Genomic DNA, 22,877 nt, shown 5'->3' with positions numbered 1-22,877 from the left:
CTTAAACCCTTACTTCTTTTTTCTTGAAATGATTAATTTATCACTAGATTTTTTCTTTCTAGTTTTATAACCTTTAGTTGGCATACCCCATGGAGTAACTGGATGTCTACCTGAGTTAGTTTTACCTTCACCACCACCATGTGGGTGATCAATAGGGTTCATTGCAGAACCTCTTGACTGAGGTCTAATACCAAGGTGTCTACTTCTACCCGCTTTACCAACAACCATGTTAGAGAAATCTTCATTTCCAACGATACCAATTGTTGCCATACATACAGCAAGAATTTTTCTCATTTCACCTGAAGGAAGTCTCATAATTACATATTTGTCTTCTCTACCCATTAATTGAGCATATCCACCAGCAGATCTTGCAATTTGTCCACCTTTACCTGGTTTCATTTCAATATTATGAACCATTGTACCAACAGGAACGTTGATAAGTCTCATTGCATTACCTGGCATAATATCTAACCCAGATTCAGCAGCAGAGATTTTATCTCCAACTTTTAAACCACTTGGTTGTAAGATATATCTTTTATCACCATCTGAATAAGTTATTAAACAAATTCTACAGTTTCTATATGGGTCGTACTCAATAGTTGAAACAGTACCCTCTACTCCAAATTTATCTCTTTTAAAATCAATAATTCTGTAAAGTTTTTTAGCACCTGCTTCTCTGTGTCTTGAAGTGATTCTACCATTACTATTTCTACCAGCTGTAGCTTTTACTCTTTTAAGTAAAGATCTAACTGTTGGTTTTGAAGTAATATCAGAAGTATCCATAACTGACATAAATCTTCTAGCAGGAGTTATTGGTCTAAATTTTTTAATTGCCATACTATCTCCTTATGCTGAAAGGTTCGCTATTTCAGCGCCCTCAGGTAATGTTACATAGAATTTTTTGAAATCAGCTCTTTTACCGATTTTTCCTCTAAATCTTTTAACTTTACCACTTTGTTTTAAAGAATTAACTTTTGAAGGTGTAACTCCAAAATACTCTTTGAAAACATCTTTTAATCCGCTTTTAGTCATTCTAGGACTAGTTTGAACAACAATTACACCGTTCTCTTGTAACTCAATAGTTTTTTCTGTGTATAATATTGCTTTTATATCTGTAATATCTGCCATCTTATGCCTCTTTTAATGCTTCAAGAACTGACTTCTCAACTAAGATTGAGTGATAAGCAGCTGCAATATAAGCATTTACTTCTTGTTTTTCAATCATATAACAGTTTTTAATGTTTCTGAACGCTAAGTATGTTTTTTCATCAATTGTATCAACGATGATTAAAGTATCTCTTTGTTTTAATTCATTTATTACTGCAACTGCATCTTTAGTTTTACCTGATTCTAAATTAACAGAATCAACTACAAATAAAGAATCTTTTTCAGCATGAGTATTAATTGCATATCTTAATGCTAATACTTTTTGCTTTCTGTTAATTTTTTGATTGTAATTTCTAGCAGATGGTCCAAATACTTGTCCACCTCCAACAAATAACGGAGATCTCTTAGAACCCCATCTAGCACCACCAGAACCTTTTTGAGCTTTAGGTTTTTTACCACCACCGCTTACTTCTGTTCTGTTTTTTACTCTAGCTGTATTTGCTCTTTGAGCTGCTAGGTATGATTTAACATATAAGTACAAGTTGTGCGAATTAACATTTTGAAATGTTTCTGGTAATTCACTTGTTTTTACTAATACTGCTTTACTCATTTAGCAATCCTTACTTTTCCTAATCCACCATTTGATCCAGATACTGAACCTTTAACAGCTAAAATACCAGTCTCAGCATCAAAAGAGAAAATCTCATTTTTAACACTTACATTTGTATTTCCGTAATGCCCTGGCATTTTCTTACCTCGCATAACTCTACCTGGCCATTCAGCATTACCGATAGAACCTGTTCTTCTACCCATTCTGTGACCATGTGATGCTCTACCACCAGCAAAGTTCCATCTTTTAACAGCACCGGCAAAACCTCTACCTTTTGTTTTAAAAGTTGATTTTAAAACTTTAGCGTCTGCTAATACAGATACATCTAAATCTCCAGCTTCAGTGTTTGCTACTTCTATAGTTGCAAATCTATTGAACTCTTTAGATAAGTTGTATTTTTTTTGTTGCCCTTCTATAGTCTTGTTAAATTTCTTACCACTACTATATGATACAATTGCTACACCATCAGTTACTTCACATACTTTAGTATCAAGAACTTTTAAAAGTGTAACAGGAACAGCAGGAACTGAAATAGTTCTACTCATACCAATTTTTTCTACGATAAATTCCATTTGTTACCCTTTCTTATTCTTGACCCATAGATCTAACTTCAACATCAACTTCAGGAGCTAAGTCAAGTTTCATTAATGAATCTACTGTATCAGGAGTTGCAGATACGATATCAATCATTCTTGAATGAACTCTGATTTCGAATTGTTCTCTTGAATCTTTATTTACGTGAGGACCTTTGATTACTGTATATCTTCTGATTTTAGTTGGTAAAGGTATAGGACCTCTCAACTCAGCACCAGTTCTCTTAACAGCTTCAACAATTGAAGCAACACTTCTGTCTAAAACTCTGTGATCGTAAGCTTTAAGCTTTAATCTTATTTTTTCCATTTTTTTCCTTTAAAGAACTCGTTAAATGTGCGATAAACACACTCTAACCATTTTTCATGGACGCGGATTATAACTTTTTTTATATAAAATGTCAACATTTATGGGGTTTTACATTATGAATTACTATTTTTATTTCCTTTTAAAAAGGAAGAAAATAAAGTTATTTTGTATTATTTAAGATAAACAGAAGTTTTGAACTTCTTATTTACCTATAAATTCTTTTGAGTCTGCATCTTCAACTATTAGTTTAGCAATATTATCAATTTGGATTGAAATATCATTTGATATTGAAGCTATATTTGCATTTTCTTGAGTTTGAACATCTAATTTATTGACCGCATCATTTATTTGTTCAATTCCCAAAAGTTGTTCTTTTGAAGCTGTTTGAATATCCAAAATTAAGTTTGTAGTTTGAGAAACATTTCGATTTAATTGTACATATCCATCTAGCATATTTACTGCAACATTTTTACCTTCGTTGGCTTTTTTTGTTGCATTGCTAACTATTGCTTTTATCTCTTTTGCAGCTTCTGCACTTCTTGAAGCTAAGTTTCTTACTTCTTGTGCAACTACTGCAAAGCCTTTTCCAGCCTCTCCCGCTGTGGCTGCTTCTACTGCTGCATTTAGGCTTAAGATGTTTGTTTGGAATGTTATTTGGTCAATTATAGATATTGCTTCATTTATAGAAGTTACTTCTTTGTTTATATCTTCCATGGCTTCACTTGTATTTTTTGAAAGAGTTTCTCCTTTGTTTGTTGAAGATATTACTTCTTCTGATAAAACTGATAATTTATGTATGCTTTGCATATTGTTTTGAACGATACTAGTTATCTCTTCTAAAGCTGCTGCTGTTTCTTCTAAGGAAGCTGCTGCTTGATTTGAACTATTACTTAGATTATCTACATTTTCACGTAATATATTTGAGTTTTTATCTAAGATTAAACCATTTTCTTTATTTGTGACTAATATTTGAGTAACAGAATCTCCTAAACCATTTATCCCATCTGCTAAAAGTTTAAAATCACCAAGCAAACTGTTATTATCTATCTTTTTTAAATAATTTTGTTGTGAATATAATTTAAGGATATCTAGTATTAGTTGACTATTTATATTAAGATTATCAACCAAACTATTTATTGTTTTTGCAATATAATTAAGTTTTGGATTTGATGTATCTGTATGATATATTTTATCTTTGAAATTACCTTTTTCTATTTTTTCTGATACTAACATTATCTCGCCATATATCATTAGTTCTTCATCATTTTTTTTATTTATTATTTCACAAATTGATACTAGTTTATCTTTTACTTCTTTATCAAATTTTTTATTTATAAATTTATCTACTGGCACGGTATTTGTATCATTTTTTAAATATAATTCAATGCTCTCTAAAACATCAAGTATTTCATTATTGTTTTTTTTATTAAATAGCATGGTTGACCTCTTTATACAAGTGTAGAGTATAGTTTTTGTGCATTTTCTATCTCTTCATTTGTTGGTTTTACTCTTATGGAAACATATCTTAGTTCTCCATTTGGTTTTTTAGATGGAAAAGCTGTTGCATTTACCCAATAATAACTGCCTTTTTTTGTTTTATTTTTTACTATCCCTTTCCAAATACTTCCAGCTTTGATGGTTTTCCACAAATCTTCAAAAGCTACTTTTGGCATATCTTTATGCCTTACTATATTATGTGGTTGTCCGATAAGTTCTTCCATGGTATAACCTGCAATCTTACAAAAATCTGAATTTGCAAAGATTATCTTTCCTTTCTCATCTGTTTCAGAAACTATCATAATATCTTTTGATAATAACACCTCTTCAGTCATTTTTTACCCACCCCTTTATTTTCTTTTTTTATTTCTTTTTGTATTAATTTTATATTTTGCATTTTTCAATTTTTCAATTATATGTGATGATATTCGATACATATTCATAACTACTTCTTTGTTATCTTTATCTAAAGATAATTTAACCTTATCATATCTTGAAATCAAATCCAGATAATCATAATCTGCCAAAAAAGGATATAGTGCTACAGATTTTTCTTCTTCAACTATCCATTCACTCAAAAGTGCTATTACAACTAGTTCTGGTATCCAAGGTGTTCCATCAAGTAGTTTTATTTCTATTGCTTTTACCAAAGAATCATAATATACCATTAAGGCTTCTTCTTTTTTGGCAATTATCATCATAGTTGGATTTTTGTTTGCACTTGCAATAAGACTTCTAAGGTAAGAGGAGTTAACAACACACTCTTGTAACTTACTTAACAAATCCTCCAAAGTTTTATAGATATAATCATTGTCCTCTTGTTCTCCAAGTTCAAATTGATAGCCACGTTCTTCTATTTGTTTGTATGATTCTTCTAGTGTAGTTCTTATAAACACAAGCAAAGCTTCTGTTTTTTGTTCTCTTAATAACTTTGGTTTTATTCTATTTGGGCATAGTTTTTTAATCATATTTTATATCAAAAAAGTCAGATAACTTTTTATCTACTCCTACTTATTATGTATCATTTTATAAGTTATTTTTTATAAAAATAAATTATTTTTGATAATATCAAAACAATGGTCACGAAACGGTCACATTTTGGTATATATTTTAATTATTTTTAGAACCTAGTTATTTAAATTAAGTATTATAGAAGATTATTAACAAAATCAAGAGTTAAAACTCTCGATTTAAAAATTAGATTTTTTAGAATTCTTCCCAGCCATCATTATTGTTGGCTTTTTCTTTAGCTTTTGCTTCATTTGGTATGTAATTGCTATTATTTCTAGAATTGGAGATTTATAAAAAATTAAGGATAAAACTAAATATGAAATTGCCTCTATTTCATTTTAAGATTCTTTTACTAAATAATCTAAATGTTTATTATGTGGTGCATTTAAGAATTCTATTTAAATCTTTATCAATTTTTTTAGATTCTTCTCTAATTGCTAAAAAAAGCGAAATGACATTGTAAACACATAAACAAGATTTCTTTCACTATACATAAATAAAATCTTTTTCTGCATAATATTTTATGATAGGATTCATACTATCCAATGAAACAAAATCAACTTTTTCTACATCTAAATCACTTGTAGAAGTTACTTCATCTCTTGCATAACTACCATACAATCCAAGTGTGGTAATACCATAATTTTTTTAAATTCATGCTTTTTAACTTTCAAATATTCTAGAATATATGATTTGTTCATAACACACTCCATTTATTTTATAAATCCAATTATATCATAAATAAAAAGGAGAATTTTAAAAACTCTCCCAGCCATCTGTAGCATTTTGTTTTTTTATTTCAGTGGAACTATCTAAAGATTTATAATCCTTTGTGTTTATAGGATTGGCTTTTACTTCATTTCTACCTTTAAACTCTTTTGTATCTGCATCACTTACTACTAGTTTTGCTATTTGGTCTGTTAGTACTGCTACATCATGGGTTTGACTTGCAACCATTGCATTTTCTTGGGTTTGTCTATCCAATTGTGTTACTGCATCATTGATTTGTTCTATTCCCATTAGTTGTTCTTTACTTGACATCTCTATATCTTGGATTAGATTTATTGTTTGTGAAATATTATCATTTAACTCTTTATATCCATTTATCATATTCCCAGCTATATCTTTACCTTCATTTGCTTTTTTTGTTGCATTTTCTACGATTGTTTTTATCTCTTTTGCTGCTTCTGCTGAACGAGAAGCTAGGTTTCTTACTTCTTGAGCAACTACTGCAAATCCTTTTCCAGCTTCTCCTGCAGTTGCTGCTTCTACTGCTGCATTTAGAGATAAGATATTTGTTTGGAATGCTATTTGGTCTATTACACTTATTGCTTCATTTATTGAGTTTACTTGGGTATTTATTTCATCCATTGCAAGGGTTGTTTGGTTTGCTAGGTTCTCTCCATTGGAAGCTGAGGCTGTTACATTATTTGAATAGTTTGCCATCTTTGCTATATTTTGAGTGTTATTTCTGATATTACTTGTGATTTGTTCTAAGGCTGCTGCTGTTTCTTCCAAACTTGCTGCGGCTTCATTTGAGCTTTGGTTTAGTTTATCTACATTTGTTAACAATATATCTGAGCTATTATCCAGAGTTAATCCATTGATTTTATTCTCAACCAACATATCAGTTATAGAATCTCCCAGACCATTTACTCCACTTGCTAATTTAAGAAGATGTTCTTTTAGATGTTTACTATCTATTTTATTTAAATAGGTATAAGAAGCATACTCTTCTATAATATCTAATACATTATCAATATTATTCTCTAAGTTATCTGCCATCTTATTTAAGACATCTTTTAGTTGCATAAGAGCTGGATTTGAAACACTTATATCCAATCTTTGACATAAATCTCCTTGTTCAAACTCTCCTAGTACCGCTATGGTTTCATCGATTAGTTTTCTATCTTCTTCTATACCTTTTTGCGTTATGATTATATTTTCATTTACTACAACAGCCATTTGGGCAAATTCATCGTTTCCTTCATCTTTTAGCATTGATACTTCATTTGATTCTCTATTGAGATATTTAAAAAAGTTTAATAAACCAGTTTTGAACTCTTCTAAAGAGTTAATGATATTTTTCAACAAAAGAAATGAAATTGTGATAAAAATAATTGAAGCAATTACACCTATCCCAAGAAGTATATTTTTTAGCGTAGAGTTTGATTCTTCCCTTAGTTTTAAAGCACTTTGATTTATCTCTTCTAGTTTTGCTTCAAGAGATATGCCAACTTTTACCATTTTAGAGATAATTGTTTTTAACTCCTGTGTTTCTTCTATGATTCCTAAATCATAATCTTGAATCCGCAAAGAAGAAAATACATTAAAATACTCAATATATTTTTTTGATAGGCTAACTATGTCATCACAAATGATTCTATTTTTCTCTAAACTTAGCATTGATTTAAATGTTTCAACATTAGAATCCAATCCACCAAAACTATCAACTACTTTTTTTGCATTGACATCATTTGGTAGCCTCAAAAATTGATAAACTGTAATCCTTCCTTTTAAAACATCTTGCTTGAATTGTGCTGTTTTAAAAGCTACCTCATTTCTAGTATCAGAAACACTACTAAAATTTGAATAAATCAAACCACTTATAACCATACTTAAAATAAATAATGAAGGAAAAATTAACAACTTTTTCTTCATATTGATTTTATTTAACATTCTTTCTCCTTATTTATATTACTTAAATATATATATTCTTTAAAATTGTCCAATTTAATGATTAGTTCTTTTATGTTTTTATTAACTCCTTCTAGGGTATCTTTACACATTTGTTCATCAGCCAAACCAACTTCATGATTGAGTAAAGTACCTGAAGACATGGTATATATCATATATAATTCTTCTTTCCATTGATATATATTGTTTTGTATCAACTCTTTTTCATCTAAAAATTTTATTTTATTATTTGTCAAGTGATTATAATTTTTCATGTTATTAACTCATTTTTTGGTTTCTTCTTTAATTAAACCACTATAGTGGGTTGAGTTTAAATCATATAATAATTAAACTTAGTTGTAAATAAATTACTATAGTAGGTTTTCAATGTCAAAAAAAAATTTTACAAACACAGAAATAGAAGCATTACATAGAACAATCGGGCAAAATGTCAAAAAGTATAGACTACTAAGAGGTCTTACCCAACTTGATTTATCCTATGAAATGGGATACAAATCAGTAAGCTTAGTATCAGCATGTGAACCTTATACAAATGGTAAACATTTCAACGTAGAACATTTATATAAAATCAGTAAGATATTGGATATACCAATATGTTATCTTTTCTCCACAGCCAAGTAGCAAAAAATGGAGAGCCTAAAAGCTCTCCCAATCGTCATTATCTTCTTTTTGTTTTTCTATAACTTGGGGTTTATTTGTAGTATTTGTAGGCTTTTTAGATTTTGCTTTAGCTTCTGTTTTTACTTCTTTTTTTGGTTTTTCTACTTTTTTTTCTTGTTTTTTTTGTACGGTCATAGGCTTTGCCTTTGCACTTTCACGACCTTTAAACTCTTTAGTATCCGCATCACTTACTACTAGTTTTGCTATTTGGTCTGTTAGTACTGCTACATCATGGGTTTGATTTGCTACCATTGCATTTTGTTGGGTTTGTCTATCAAGTTGGGTTACTGCATCATTTATTTGTTCTATTCCAGTCAATTGTTCTTTTGAAGCATTTTCAATATCAGAGATTAAATTAATAGTTTGAGATATATTCTCATTGAGGGTTCTATATCCAACTATCATATTTCCAGCTATATCTTTACCTTCATTTGCTTTTTTTGTTGCATTTTCAACTATAGTTTTTATCTCTTTAGCTGCTTCTGCACTTCTTGAAGCTAGGTTTCGAACTTCTTGAGCAACTACTGCGAATCCTTTTCCTGCTTCTCCTGCTGTGGCTGCTTCAACTGCTGCGTTTAGGCTTAGGATATTTGTTTGGAAGGCTATTTGGTCTATTACACTTATTGCTTCATTTATAGCTATAACTTGTGCATCTATTTCTTCCATAGCTACTGTTGTTTGGTTAGCTAATTTTTCACCTTCTTTAGCGGAATTGGTTACATTATTTGAAAAGTTTGACATTTGAGCAATATTTTCTGTATTATTTCTGATATTTGAAGTTATTTCTTCTAAAGCTGCTGCTGTTTCTTCTAAAGAACTTGCTGCTTCATTTGAGCTTTGATTTAGTTTATCTACATTGGTCAACAATATATCTGAGCTTTCATCTAGGGTTAATCCATTGATTTTATTTTCTACTAACATTTCTGTAATAGAATCTCCCAGACCATTTACTCCACTTGCTAGTTTTAAAAGATGTTCTTTTAGATGTTTGGTATCTATTTTATTTAGGTAGTGATAAGAAGAGTACTCTTCTATTATATGAAGTACATTATCTATATTACTTTCTAAATTATCTGCCATTTTATTTAGCACATCTTTTAGTTGCATCAAAGCTGGATTTGAAACATTTAAATCCAATCGTTGACACAGATCTCCTTGTTCAAACTCACTCAACACTGCTATTGTTTCATCGATTAGTTTTCTGTCTTCATCTATATTTTTTTGTGTTTGAAGAATATTTTCATTTACTACTTTTGCCATCTCTCCGAATTCATCGTTACTATCTATACTGATAAGTTCTGTTGTTTCTTTCTCTCTATTTAAGTAAGCAAAGAAGTTTAAAAGCCCATCTTTAAAATGATTTAAAGAGTTTGTGATTTGTCTTGTCAATAATATACCTATTACTACCCCAATAACAATACCAGATAAACCTAATATAAGAGAAATCATCAAGGTACTGTTTGATTTTTCTATAACCAATAAAGAGTTGGATGTAGCCTCATTTGATTGTTCTGCTTTTAATTTATCAATAATAACTGCTAATTCTACGGTAATCTTATCAAGTTCTTCCATTACCACATCGCCTGATTCTTTACTTGTAGCATATTGGGTCACCATATGTCTACCCAATTCTACTAGCTTTAGTGCTTTTTGTTTTGCTTCATTTAAGGTCACTAAAGATTCAGTATCGTTTTCCTCTTTAAACATTTTTTCAAATTTAGATAAGTCATTTAAAAAAATAGCATATGCTTCTTCTGCTTCTTTTATGACTTCATTATCTTGGGTTAAAGAAGCATCAGTAAAGAACTGTTGGATTTGACAACTTTGAAACTTCGTATCAGCAGCAAGTAAAGCAAAAGGCACAGACTCTTCTCCTGTCAATTTACTGATATCTTTTACGTCATTGAGTTCATGTATATTTATTGCAGTACCAATCCCAAACGTAACTATAATAGCCCCAATTGAAAGCATAAGCTTTTGTTTAATTTTCATCTTCCATAATCCTCCAAGTCATAATTTATTTGCTCCTTTTCAAATCTTTTAAAACCATTTTCACAATACTCATCAAAATCTTTATTAGCCATTGGCTTAGCGAAATAGTATCCTTGAACCTCTTCACAGCCAAATTCTCTCAATAAATCAAGAATCTCTTTATTTTCAACCCCTTCTGCTATGGATTTGAGATTGAAACTTTTTGCCATTTGGATAATTGTTTTTACTATTATCTCATCATCTTTATCCAGAAGAATCTCTCTTATAAACGATTGGTCGATTTTCAGCTTATCCACTGCAAATCTTTTAAGATATGACAAAGAAGAATACCCAGTACCAAAATCATCAATTGATAACTGCACACCTAACTCCTTGATAGCTTTTACTGTTTGAAGTACTGATTCTGTGTCATTTATCAAAATTGATTCAGTTAACTCCAACTCCAAGTATCTAGCTTCTAGCCCAGAGACATTTAAGGCATATTTAACAGCTTCTATTAGATTTCCTCTTTTAAACTGAACAGCCGAGATATTAACAGCTACTAAAATTTTTCTTCCTTTTTTAGCCCAAGCAGCAGCTTGTTTACAAGCCTCTATTAATACCCATTCCCCTATTTCTACAATCAATCCCATAGATTCAGCAACTGAGATGAAATTCAGAGGAGGAACCATTCCTAAAAGAGGATGTTCCCATCTAATCAAAGCCTCTGCTCCGATTATCTCATTATTGTGAATATCAACTTGAGGTTGATAATGCAAGATAAACTCTTTGTTTTTTATGGCATCTTTTAAATCATTTTGCATCTTAAATAGTCCAATAAGATTATGTTGCATTTTTTGGGTAAATACACAATAAGTATTTTTTCCATTTTCTTTTGCTTTATACATCGCTGCATCTGCACATTGAAGTAAACGCTCATAAGAATCAGCATGAGAAGGATATAAAGATATTCCAATAGATGCAGATACAGATAAGGTATGATGATTTATAACAAATGATTTTTTCAAAGAATCAATAAGTTTATTGGCAATAAACATGACTTCATTTTCATTGTTTAAATCTGATAAACTAACCAAAAACTCATCTCCACCTTGTCTACTTATAATATCAGTTGCTCTAATTACATCTTTAAATCTTGATGCAACTAATTTAAGAACTTCATCTCCAAAGGTATGACCCAAAGAGTCATTTATATTTTTAAAACCATCTAAATCAATATATAAAATAGCAAGCTTTTCATCAAGTCGTTTTGCTCTAGCCAAAAGTTGTTCTGTTCTATCTTTTGCTAAAATACGATTTGGTAACTTAGTCAAAATATCATGATGTGCCATGAACTCTATACGTTTTTCTATGTTTTTTTGTTCAGTTATGTCTTTGGTTACCACTAAAGTCTGAATAGGAGTTGTATTTGGTATGAGTACCACAGAAACTTCATGTTTTCTTTCTTCTCCTTTTTTATTGACTTGGGTTATAGTATAAGTATTTGGCACTGCTTCTCCTGCCAAACGTTTTTCATATATTTGCATAACTTTTTCTTTTTCATCAGGATGTATAGTTTCCAAAAAGCTCGGTTTGTTTTCCATCACGTTTTCATCGTATCCATCTTCAATGGCTAGTTCAATGTTGTTTGTGTAGATATATTTACCATCTTCAATAACAGTAACACTCATGCCTGATTTTGCGATACCTTTTAGTAAAGTGTCATGGAAATCTTTTTGTTTGGTTATCTCCTCTTCATATTTCTTAAGTTTTGTAATATCTCGTCCAGTTGCCAAAACACTTTCAATATTACCTAAACTATCTCTTTCAGGTACAAGTCTGATATAACTTGTGACTTTATTTTTATCTTTATCCGGCCAAGAGTATTCAAAATCCTCTTCAATACCAGTTGTGATTACTCTTTTTATAGTTTCTTCATAAGCTATAGCATCAGAAGAATTATAATAATGAGTAGGTTTTTTACCAAGCAACTCTTTTATATCCTTACCAGATATATTTGAAAATGCTGGATTGGCATACGTTCTTATACAATTATGGTCATATCTAGCTATAGTATCATGAGTATGTTCTGCGAGAGTTCTAAACTCTTTTTCTTTTTCTATCAACTTATTCTCTTGAACTTTCCGTTCGCTAATATCTAAAATAGTACCGATTAGACCTGCAACCATTCCTTCATTGTCCAAATAAACTGATTTATGAAACATTACATCATGATCAACTCCCTGTGCATCTTGTAATTTTGTCTCATATATTTGGGTTCCGCCATCGCGAAATATATTTACATCGGCGTCAAAGTAAACTTGTGCTTGTTCTTTGGGGAAAAGGTCAAAAACCCCTTTCCCTATCAATTCCTCTTTCTTCTTGCCGTAAAACTCTTCGAAGGCTTTGTTAAAACCTTTGTACCTAGTTTCTGTATCCTTGTAGAAAACCGGTAGCGGAATAGCATTTAGTATTGAATCAAGAAATTTGTTTTGTTTAAGCAATTGCTTTTCCATCTCTTTTCGTTCAGTAATATCACGGGCAACGGTCAAAATAGTGCTAACTTTCCCATCACTGTCAAGTTCAGGTATTAGATTTTGACTGTAATAAATTGTCCTTCCATTTTTATCTTCAAATGAGAACTCTGTAGTTCCAGCTTTTTTTGTTTCAATGACCAATCTAAGTTGTTCTTCGTATGAGGAAACCATACCTGAGATAACCCATGATTTATCAGAGGGGGTCTTTCCTAATGCTTCATTGGCAGTAGTGTTATTTATACTCTCATAAGCAGGATTAACATAAACTCTTTTTAGATCACAATCATATCTGACAATAATATCATGAGAATTTTCTGTTAAAGTACGAAATTCCTGCTCTTTATTAGCTAATTCTTTTTCAATAGTTATATCATGACCTATAGATAAAACACTTTTTACTGTACCATCTTCTTCAAACTCTGGTAAATGTTTTTGTCTAAAATATTTTTTTGAACCATCATCTAAAGTAAATACAACATCAGTAAAAGTAGATTCCTTTTCCGTGAAAACTTTACGAATATCTTCTACGACATCAACCTCAAAATCCGTTTCAACAATCTTTAACTCAAGAGGTGTTTTACCTATAAGTTCAGAAATAGGTATTTTAGTTAAATTTTCGACTGCAGGATTTACAAATATTCTACGAATATCACTATCATATCTATAAATAGGAATATCAACATTTTCAAGAATAGTACGAAATTCACGTTCTTTTTGAGCCAACTCTTTTTGGGCTGTCAAATCAATACTTATGGCTAAAATACTCTCCACTTCAGCTTCATCGTCAAATTCTGGAATAAGATTATGCATAAAATATTTTCTTGTATTATTTGCCAAAATAAATTTTAATTCTACAGAAGTAGTATCTTTGGTTTTTACTACATTATCTAATGCCTTTTTCAAATCATCAATAGAGTCATCTTCTATTAGTTTTACTTCAAAAGGAGTTTTACCAATAAGCTCATCCTGAGTTTTTCCTACTAGTTTCTCAACTTCTGAATTTACATATAGTCTTTTAAAGTTTTTATCAAATCTATATATCGGTATTTTTGCATTTTCTACCAAAGTACGATATTTTTTTTCACTTGTTTTAAGTTTTTCTTCTATTTTTTTCTCTTCTGTAATATCAACTGTAATACCATGCCAAATAAGATTTCCATTTTTTAAATCTTTTTTAGGTGTAGATTTAGTTTCCAACCACAACAATCCTTTTTGAGGATGATTTATACGAAACTTCTGATGAAAAAGAGTAAGTGTTTTACTAGAGTGTTCAATAGCCTTTTGAAAAGATGGCATATCCTCAGGATGTATTAATTTTCGTATTAAAGATATATCTTGTAAAGCTTCATTGATACTAATCCCATAAATATCCTTTACACCTTTACTCACATACAAAAATTTTTCTTGTGAAGTAGAAGTTTGTTCTTGATATTTATAGGCAAATCCTGGAAGATTTTCAGTTAAAGTTAGAAGTTCATCTCTAGAACATTGATTAGAACTCAAATCTATAACATGAACAAGCAACTGTTTGTTATCAATAATAGTAAAGTGAACAAACAACTGAATTATCCCGATTTCTTTGGCATATTTAGTTTCAAATGAAAAATCGCCAATATTGGCTAGTTTTGAACTATTAAAATCTGTTAAATAAATACTCTCATCTATAGGGAATATAGTATCTATTGGTTTTCCTATGATATCTTCTTCATCTTTTTCAAATATTGATACAAATACAGAATTGACATTTTTGATACAATTTGTATCCATATCGCAAATTGCGATTCCAATTCTTGCATTCCTGAACATACAGTGTTGTTTCAAAGGAGTTTCTACTTTTGATGACATAAATATACCTCGTACTAATATTTAATATATTCTATCAAATCAACAGTCACGTATCGGTCACATATGGAACATAAATATGTTACTTTTCACAATTTTGTCTGTTTTATTTACCATCAAACTCTTTTTCTTCAGTTTGTTGCACAACTTGTTGTGCAATTTGATTAACTTCACTTGCAACTTGATTTGCTTCACTTGACGTGGTTGCATTTTGTTGAGTTACTTTATCAAGAGTATTTATTGCATCATTTATTTGCTCCATTGCACTAAATTGTTCTTTTGATGAAGAAGAAACTTTATCTATGAGTTCAAGAGTATTATGTATATTTTGACTTAGATTTTCATACCCTTTTATCATCTCACTTGAAATAGATTTTCCATCATTTGCTTTTGAAGTTGCATTTTCTACTATTGATTTTATCTCATGTGCTGCTTCTGCACTTCTTGTAGCTAGGTTTCGCACTTCTTGGGCAACTACGGCAAATCCTTTTCCAGCTTCTCCTGCTGTGGCTGCTTCTACTGCTGCGTTTAGAGATAAGATATTTGTTTGGAAAGATATTTGGTCAATCACTGAAATAGCTTCATTGATTGAGTTTACTTGTGTATTTATCTCATCCATTGCCAAAGCTGTTTTTGTTGCTAAATCTTGTCCAGTAGTTACAGAACTAGATACTTCGTTTGCATAAGAAGTCATTTGTAAAATATTTTCTGAACTACTTTGCATATTTGCAGTAATCTCTTCAACAGAAGCTGCTGTTTCTTCTAAAGAAGCTGCTTGGTTATTTGCGGCATTTGTTAAATTATCAACATTGCTAGAAAGATTTTTAGCACTTGTAGATAAGGTTAAACCAACTTTTTTATTGTCAAGTAACATATTTGTAACAGCAGTTCCTAGACTATTTATATCAGTACAAAGCTCTTTTATATCTCCATCTAGATTTTGAATATCAACTTTTGGTCTATAATCATAACTTGAATATTTAGCCAATACTTCCATTACACTTTTTATGTTTCTTTCAATAGCAATTAACATCTCGTTTATTACATTTTTTAATTCATTTAAAGAGGGATTTGTAGTTTCTCCTATGATTCTTACATTTAGAAAACCTTTTTTGGCTTCATTTGTTGACTTGATAGCATTGTTTACAAGTTCTTTATCACTTTCGATACCAGCTTTTATAGCTTCAATACTATGATTAACATTTTTTGCCATTTCTCCCAATTCATCAGTAGTTTTTAGTTGGATTAACTCTGCTTGTGAAGTTTCTCTATTCATATATTTTAAGAAATCTAAAAGTCCTGATTGGAAGGTATTTAAAGGTTGTTTAATAGAATTTGAGACCATCAAAGTCGCAACAATAGCAAAAACAAGTGATATGAAAACCAAAACATACAAAGTATTTAAAGTGTTATTAATTGTTTTTAATGCACTTTCATAACTTTGAGTATTGTCTTTATCTGCCATATCATTTATACCTTTTAAGCCTTTACCAGCTAGCGAAAAGAATTTCTCAGTAGTTGATAACATAGGTGTTGCAATCCCAATATCAATATTTAATAACTCAAGGGCATCTTTGACATTTTTTTTATATTCTTTGATATTTTTTTCAATTTCTTTTAACAAAAGCTGTGTTTTTTTATCAACATTTTTATTTGAAACTAACAATTTCAACTCATGATCAATATTTTTATCTAACTCATTTAAAGATTTTATTTGTTCTTCTATTATAGCTTGGTCATAGCCATTACTTACATAATTAAAAGTTTTGAAAAGTATTGAATTATATAAATTTAAGTCTTCTAAAAGAACACTACTATTTTTATACAAAGTAAATTTGATTTTTACAATATTATTTAAAGAATTTTTATCAGATTGCAATGCATTATTTGCAAATATTGCAAGTATGATTAAGAAAATAACGCCAATGGCAGAAGGAATCAATAACTTTTTTGTGATTTTAAGATTATTAAGAATTAACATATAAATGTCCTAGTGATATATTTGAGTATATGAAATCATCAAACTCTTGATTAAAAAACCAAGAGTTTAAAGTAGTTTGTATTATTTATAATACCCTGCACCAATCCAAAAGTTATCATTTATTTTTTTAACAAATGATGTTTTATCTGCAATTTTATTAGTTACTGGATTAGACCATTTATAATCTACCCAACCCTCACCTGTTTTTGCAGTTTTAACCAACTCTTGGATAAGCATTTTACCACCAGCACCTTTTAAGTTAAAAAGATTTTTACCAACCATTTGTGGTTTTCCACCAAAAGCTTTTACTGTTCCGTTAAAGTCATAGCCAAATATATAAAGCTCACCTTGGATAAACTCTCCTTCTTTAACATTAAAAGCATTTATACATTCAGCTTCACCTTTTTCTGCACAAAGCTTTGCAGCTTTTTCAACAAATGTTTTTGCCTCATCAGCAGTTGTAGCGAAACTAAGAGTTGAACATAAAGCTACTCCTAAACCTATTTTTACAATCTTTGAAAACATATTTTGTCCTTTTGATTTAATTTCGATAAAAGTATAACAAATCAATGGTCACATTTCGGTCACATATTAGTAGAACTAGAAAATATTATTTAATATAATAATTTATGAATTTCGTTGAGTAATATCCCTTGAAAGTACAAGAAAGTTTCCATCTGATTTTTTTGAAATAGATAGTTCAAACTCTTTTTTTCCTTGTGGTAAGTGGATAGTGATTTTTTTGCCAGAAGAGTATTTATATTTATTGACTTCTTCAAATGCATGCATAATAGTATCAGAAGCCTCTTTTGACAAAACATCATAAATATTATTTCCCAATAACTCTTCTTTTTGTTGTGCTAAGAGTTCTTTGTTTTGTGTCCAAACTCCTTGGTAGTTTCCTTTGTTATCTATCTCAAAAAGAAGGTCAGGAAGAGTATTAATAATATCTTCACTCCACTCTAGTGCTTTTTGAAGAGAATAAGTTCTATCTTTTACTTTATCTTCTAGTGTAGTATTGAGTTCTATAAGTTCATTTTGTGCTTTTTTTCTCTCCGTAATATCTCGTGCAAGTGCTAGATAAGTATCTTCTGACTCTTTTTTGGTGGTATGTAATTCAAACCAATGTTCACCATCTGGTAAATCAAGTTTGTAGATATTACCTAAAGATGAACCATATTTTTCAACTTCTTTAAAAGTTTTTATAGAAACCTCAACAGCATCAGGAGGTAATATATCTTTGAAATTTTTTCCCAATAAAAGCTCTTTTTGATCAGCTAAAAGTTTTTCATCCCTTGCCCAAATATTTAAATATATACCCTCTTTAGATACCTCAAAAAGCATATCAGGTATTGCTTGAATAATGCTTTTATTGAACTCTACTGCTTGTTGAAGTTCTTTCGTTCGTTCAATTACTTTTATTTCTAAGTTTTTATTGAGTTCATTTATTGTAGCTTCATGTTTTTTAAGCTGGGTTATATCTTTTACCATAGAGAGTCTTAAATCACTCTCATTAAATATAAACTTAGTGACAGTAATTTCCACATCAAGGATTTTACCATCTTTTGCACGATGGTTTGTTTGGAAAGTTACTGTATTTAATTTGTCTACTTTTTCTCTCATACCATCAATATCTTCTACTTTCATAAAAGGATCAATATCTTCGACTTTCATATTCATAAATTCATCATAGGTATATCCTAACATCTTACAAGAAGCTTCACTAACATGCTTAATGCTACGATTATGAGCAACAATATATAAAGCATCACTTGCGTTATTAATGGCACTTGTTAGCAACTGCATTTGTTCTTCTGCTTGTTTGATATAAGTTATATCATGCCCTATGGAAATGACTCCATCAATATTTCCTTTTTCATCAAATTCAGGGACAAACGATAGTGTCCACCATCGTTTTGTATCATCTTTGTTATCCGCTATTTCCATATAAGTTTTATACCCTGTTTGAAGTACATAGGTTATTTTTTCATATAATTCAGCTGGTACACCTATTAAAGGTTTCTTTTGCGGACTAAATCCCAATAACTCATCACTAGATACCCCAAAATACTCACATAAAGGAGGATTAACATAGATACGTTTTCCTTCTTTATCATAACGGGAAAGAAAATTTGGCATATTTTCAGCTAAAGTTCTAAATTCTCTCTCTTTTTTAGCAAGTTCAAGAGTACGTTCTTTGACACGTTCTTCCAATGTACTATTTAAAATCCTTATTTTTTCTTCTGATTTTTTTCGTTCAGTTATATCTTCTATTAAAGCTAAAACAAAATCAACACTACCATCTTCTTTACGTACACACCCTATAGAAAGATAAGCAAAAACTATGCTTTCATCTTTACAAATATATCTTTTCTCAACTGTATAGGATTCTATTTCTCCTGCTAACATACGCTCAAAACTATCTACATCAGCTGGTAAATCATCAGGATGTGTCACTTCTGCCCAAGTCATATTTTTAAGTTCTTCAAAACTATAACCTAGCATTTCACATAGTTTATCATTGACGTGTAACCACCCCTTTGTAGGAGAAGTTATTGCCATACCTACAAGTTGATGGTCAAAAAATAGACGCATCTTCTCTTCATCTTTTCTTTTTTGAACTTCCAAACGCTCTGATATATCTCTTGAAACTGCCAGACTATATCCCACACCATTGTATTCAAAGTAGTTTGAACTTATTTCTATAGGAAATACTGTCCCATCTTTTCTTTTATGTTGTGTTAGAGTTAGTGTATTATTTAATCTTTCTATATCTTTCCAATGTTCTTTCCACCATGTTATAGAAACATTAGGGTCAAGGTCAGCTACAGTTAGTTTAAGAAGCTCATCATGTGTATAGCCTAAACTTTTACAAGTAGCTTCATTGACATAATGAAAGTTTGCATTTTCATCTATTAAAAAAACTGATTCATTTATTTTATTGAGTGCGAACCCTTTAAGAAGTAAATTTTCTTGTATGGCTTTTCGTTCAGTTATATCCCTTGCTAAGCCCATATTATAAGCGATACCTTCATACTCAAAATAATTAGCAAGAACTTCAACTGGAAAAATTCTTCCATCTTTTCTTTTATGTCTTAGTTCCATGGTCATAGTTTTAACTTCTTTGATTACTTCCCAATGCTCAGACCACCTTTCAATTGGCCAATCAGCATCTATATCGCCAATATTTAAGCTCAACAATTCAGCCTCTGTATACCCTAAAGTTCTGCAAGCACCTTCATTGACATACGTAAGTTCTCCTTTTTCATTCATCAAATAAACAGCTTCTTCAATATTATCAAGTGCAAACTTTTTCAGTAGTAATCTTTCATTGGCTCTTTTTTGTTCTGTCATATCTCTTCCAATGACTAGGACACTTGATACTTCACCTTTTGAGTTTAACTCAGGGATTATTCTCTCTTCCCCCCATCTTTTTTCACCATCATGAGTATAAAACACCCCTTCTATTTTTATCTCTTTTGCTTCATTTAGCACTTTATAAAATGCTTCTTCAAACGCTTCTATATCGGATAAAGGAGAAAATTCTTTTGGTGTTTTTCCAAGTAACTCTTCTGGAGGTTTACCCATAAGTACCAACCCTAAAGGATTGATATATGTTCGTCTACACTCTTTGTCATATCGCATAATAACATCTGGTGAGTTTTCTACCATCGCCCTAAAAGCCTCTTCACTGGTCTTTAAAGCGTTGGAAATATTTTTTTGCTCTGTAATATCTCTGATATTTGCAATATAATAAAGAACATCATTATTGTCATTTTTTATCACTGTAAGGTCTATATTTGCAGGAAACTTAGTACCATCTTTTTTGATATTAACAGCTTCAAAAGATACAAATGATTTCTCAAATGCTTCTTCTTGTTTGGTTATCAACAAATAAAAACTTTCAACAGCAAACAATCCTGTTATACTCATGTTTTTCAACTCATTTAAGCTGTACCCGTACATTTTTTCAAATTCTGGGTTTATCATCTCAACAAAGGTACTTTTACCTTTAAAAACAGCAACTCCCCAATGTGTTTTTTTAAATATTTCTTCCCATTGATTTAAAGCTTTTTCCAATTCTTCTTGTTTTTCTACTTCTTGTTCTAACTTATAAAGCCTACGAAGGGTTGATTCTTCTGTATTTAAGAATATATCAGTATCGTCTTTTTCTACTGTTTCCAATATCACAGGAAAAGAGATTGTAAATAAAGCACCATTGTCACTATTTTCTACATCAATTTTCCCTTTTAATCGTTTCTCAACAATTGTTTTTGCAATATAAAGACCTATGCCTATGCTAGTATCTTTTGAACTAACTCCTGACTCAAAAACTTTTTCTACTGGGTCTTGTTTGATTCCTCCTGCGTTGTCTTCTATGGTTATAAAAATAATGTTATTATTTTTATAAATCTTAACATCTATCAAAGGATTTTTGATTTTTCTATTTACTAAAATATCTTTTGCATTTAGAATAATATTGAGTATAACATTGGCAAACTCATTTTTATCCCCATGTAAAAATATCTCTTTTTGATGCTCAATTTGCAAAGTGATATTTTCAACTTTTAAAATATAGTAAACCATCTTTTGTATATTATAAATCTCTTCTGTGATATTAAACTCTTGTTTATCATATTTTTTGTATTTGAAAAAACGATAAAATACCTCTATGGTATTTGAAAGATGATGAAGAATATTATTACTTTGTTCAATAGAATCTAACATTTTCTCTTTTGTTACAGACCCCTTTATAAGTAAAGTTGCATGCAAGTTTGTATGTATGGCTCCAATTTCAGCAAGTGGTTCTCTCCATTGGTGAGCAATATTTCCAATAAGTTCACCAATAGAAGCATTACGAGATTGTAAAAAAAGCATTTTTTCTTGTACTTGCGATTTTAGAACTGCTTCATTTCTCTCAACTTCTAAAAGACTTAACTTATATGCCAAAGCTAAAGACAATATAATCATTGTCCACAAAGAGCCTACTAGTTGGGCATATAAGGAATAAAAATGAGTAAGAAGGATTCCTTCAAACATCAAAAAAGAGATAAGCGTTCCTATTAAATAACCACTTAATGCTATAACATAATATTTGGAAATAACAGGGTTGTTTTTATAAGATAAAATACCCCAATATAAGCAAGCACTTGTAACTATAAGTAAACTTAACTCACCTACATAATGACCCAAAAGATTTGTCATCATCATAAGCAAAAACAATAATATAGATAAAACAATAAACAAAAAAACATAAAAGATAGTAGAATATTTTTGTTTGATATTTAAAAATTTGATACTAAAAAGTATAAGAAAAAGTATAGTTCCCAAAATAAATAGTGTTTTTATTATATGAGTAACATTATCACTTAGTTGATAAAAGTAAGTAAAATAGCCATGAAAAGATATCATCCAAGTTACCAAAAACAAAATATATAAAGCGTACAACATATAGTCATTTTGTTTGGTTGAAAAATATAAAAACCCATTGTAAATAAACAAGCTTAGAAAGGTTCCAATAAAAATAGAGAGAATCACAATTTCAGCTAGTTGCGTGTTGATAATATCATGATTATCGCCAAGTACTATTTCTGTTAAAAATGGACTAGAAGAGCTAAGTTTGATTAAAACAGTCGTTGGTGTTGGGGATTTAGGTATATATGTTTTGGAAATTAACTCTTCAAAATCATCTCGTTTTGAAGTAATCCACAAGCCACTCTCTTCTTTTTCTGTGAGTTTATTGTTTTGATATTTAAAAAAAGTTGCATTTTCAATAGAAATATCAGATAAACTCAAAAAAAGATGTTCATGTTGGGTATTTAATACTTCAAGACATATCCATAAAGGTGTTGTTTTAATTCCAAAGGTAATGGGTTTGTTTAAAAGTGATTGAAATTGATTGGTTTGACATTTGACATACGCTTCATCGTCTGGTAAATCACCTAAGTAAGAAGAGGGATTTTTTACAAGATTAATAGATAGATTTGGTTTAATATTTATTAATTGAAAAGCATGCAACATCGAAACAGTACATAAAATACTAAAAAAAAATCTTAGTATCATA

16 protein-coding genes and 1 pseudogene are annotated in these 22,877 nt (G+C 30.2%); 1 reads left to right on the top strand and 16 read right to left on the bottom strand.

The window, feature by feature from the left end:
- Nucleotides 1–9 precede the first annotated feature (9 nt).
- The 11 genes from rplB to ACNI28_RS11285 form a co-directional block, all read right to left on the bottom strand.
- On the bottom strand, nt 10–837 hold the full coding sequence (rplB, locus tag ACNI28_RS11335) for a 50S ribosomal protein L2 (protein WP_419764358.1): 828 nt from the start codon (nt 835–837) through the stop codon (nt 10–12).
- Between the two features lie 9 nt (nt 838–846).
- Nucleotides 847–1,128, bottom strand: a complete 282-nt coding sequence (locus ACNI28_RS11330; RefSeq protein WP_298754323.1) for a 50S ribosomal protein L23 — start codon at nt 1,126–1,128, stop codon at nt 847–849.
- A gap of 1 nt (nt 1,129) precedes the next feature.
- Entirely contained in the window at nt 1,130–1,717 is a 588-nt protein-coding gene (gene rplD, locus ACNI28_RS11325; RefSeq protein ID WP_419764357.1) for a 50S ribosomal protein L4, read from the bottom strand.
- Nucleotides 1,714–2,289 (bottom strand): 50S ribosomal protein L3, encoded by a 576-nt coding sequence (gene rplC, locus ACNI28_RS11320; protein WP_419764356.1) that lies wholly within the window; start codon nt 2,287–2,289, stop codon nt 1,714–1,716. The genes rplD and rplC overlap by 4 nt, the downstream gene beginning before the upstream one ends.
- A 13-nt stretch (nt 2,290–2,302) precedes the next feature.
- Nucleotides 2,303–2,617 carry a 30S ribosomal protein S10 gene (rpsJ, locus tag ACNI28_RS11315; protein WP_013134908.1) on the bottom strand — a complete coding sequence of 105 codons (315 nt, stop codon included), beginning with the start codon at nt 2,615–2,617 and terminating at the stop codon, nt 2,303–2,305.
- A 201-nt stretch (nt 2,618–2,818) separates the two neighbouring features.
- Nucleotides 2,819–4,054: a methyl-accepting chemotaxis protein gene (locus ACNI28_RS11310; RefSeq protein WP_419764355.1), complete on the bottom strand. Its 1,236-nt coding sequence runs from the start codon at nt 4,052–4,054 to the stop codon at nt 2,819–2,821.
- An 11-nt stretch (nt 4,055–4,065) separates the two neighbouring features.
- Nucleotides 4,066–4,449 (bottom strand): PAS domain-containing protein, encoded by a 384-nt coding sequence (locus tag ACNI28_RS11305; protein WP_419764354.1) that lies wholly within the window; start codon nt 4,447–4,449, stop codon nt 4,066–4,068.
- 15 nt (nt 4,450–4,464) lie between these two features.
- The gene (locus ACNI28_RS11300) at nt 4,465–5,082 is read right to left on the bottom strand and encodes a hypothetical protein (protein WP_419764353.1); all 618 of its coding nucleotides are present in this window, start codon (nt 5,080–5,082) and stop codon (nt 4,465–4,467) included.
- 529 nt (nt 5,083–5,611) lie between these two features.
- Nucleotides 5,612–5,746, bottom strand: a complete 135-nt coding sequence (locus tag ACNI28_RS11295; RefSeq protein WP_419764352.1) for a hypothetical protein — start codon at nt 5,744–5,746, stop codon at nt 5,612–5,614.
- 135 nt (nt 5,747–5,881) lie between these two features.
- Nucleotides 5,882–7,804, bottom strand: a complete 1,923-nt coding sequence (locus tag ACNI28_RS11290; protein WP_419764351.1) for a methyl-accepting chemotaxis protein — start codon at nt 7,802–7,804, stop codon at nt 5,882–5,884.
- Entirely contained in the window at nt 7,798–8,076 is a 279-nt protein-coding gene (locus ACNI28_RS11285) for a hypothetical protein (RefSeq protein WP_419764350.1), read from the bottom strand. The genes ACNI28_RS11290 and ACNI28_RS11285 overlap by 7 nt, the downstream gene beginning before the upstream one ends.
- A 112-nt stretch (nt 8,077–8,188) precedes the next feature.
- Between ACNI28_RS11285 and ACNI28_RS11280 the strand changes: the two genes are divergently transcribed.
- On the top strand, nt 8,189–8,443 hold the full coding sequence (locus ACNI28_RS11280) for a helix-turn-helix domain-containing protein (RefSeq protein ID WP_419764349.1): 255 nt from the start codon (nt 8,189–8,191) through the stop codon (nt 8,441–8,443).
- A gap of 15 nt (nt 8,444–8,458) precedes the next feature.
- Here the strand turns inward: ACNI28_RS11280 and ACNI28_RS11275 are convergent.
- The 5 genes and pseudogenes from ACNI28_RS11275 to ACNI28_RS11255 all read right to left on the bottom strand — a co-directional run.
- Nucleotides 8,459–9,409 (bottom strand): annotated as a pseudogene (locus ACNI28_RS11275) (methyl-accepting chemotaxis protein); the annotation flags it as partial.
- 1,061 nt (nt 9,410–10,470) lie between these two features.
- Nucleotides 10,471–14,835, bottom strand: a complete 4,365-nt coding sequence (locus ACNI28_RS11270; protein ID WP_419764348.1) for a PAS domain S-box protein — start codon at nt 14,833–14,835, stop codon at nt 10,471–10,473.
- 103 nt (nt 14,836–14,938) lie between these two features.
- Nucleotides 14,939–16,813 carry a methyl-accepting chemotaxis protein gene (locus ACNI28_RS11265; RefSeq protein ID WP_419764347.1) on the bottom strand — a complete coding sequence of 625 codons (1,875 nt, stop codon included), beginning with the start codon at nt 16,811–16,813 and terminating at the stop codon, nt 14,939–14,941.
- Between the two features lie 81 nt (nt 16,814–16,894).
- On the bottom strand, nt 16,895–17,338 hold the full coding sequence (locus ACNI28_RS11260; RefSeq protein WP_419764346.1) for a cache domain-containing protein: 444 nt from the start codon (nt 17,336–17,338) through the stop codon (nt 16,895–16,897).
- 102 nt (nt 17,339–17,440) lie between these two features.
- On the bottom strand, nt 17,441–22,876 hold the full coding sequence (locus ACNI28_RS11255) for a PAS domain S-box protein (protein ID WP_419764345.1): 5,436 nt from the start codon (nt 22,874–22,876) through the stop codon (nt 17,441–17,443).
- Nucleotide 22,877 lies beyond the last annotated feature (1 nt).

It is taken from the genome of Arcobacter denitrificans (SeqCode), from assembly GCF_048571185.1.
Lineage (GTDB): Bacteria > Campylobacterota > Campylobacteria > Campylobacterales > Arcobacteraceae > Arcobacter > Arcobacter denitrificans.
The sequence above is the reverse complement of the archived record's forward strand: the minus strand, read 5'-3'. Positions and strand labels throughout refer to the sequence as shown.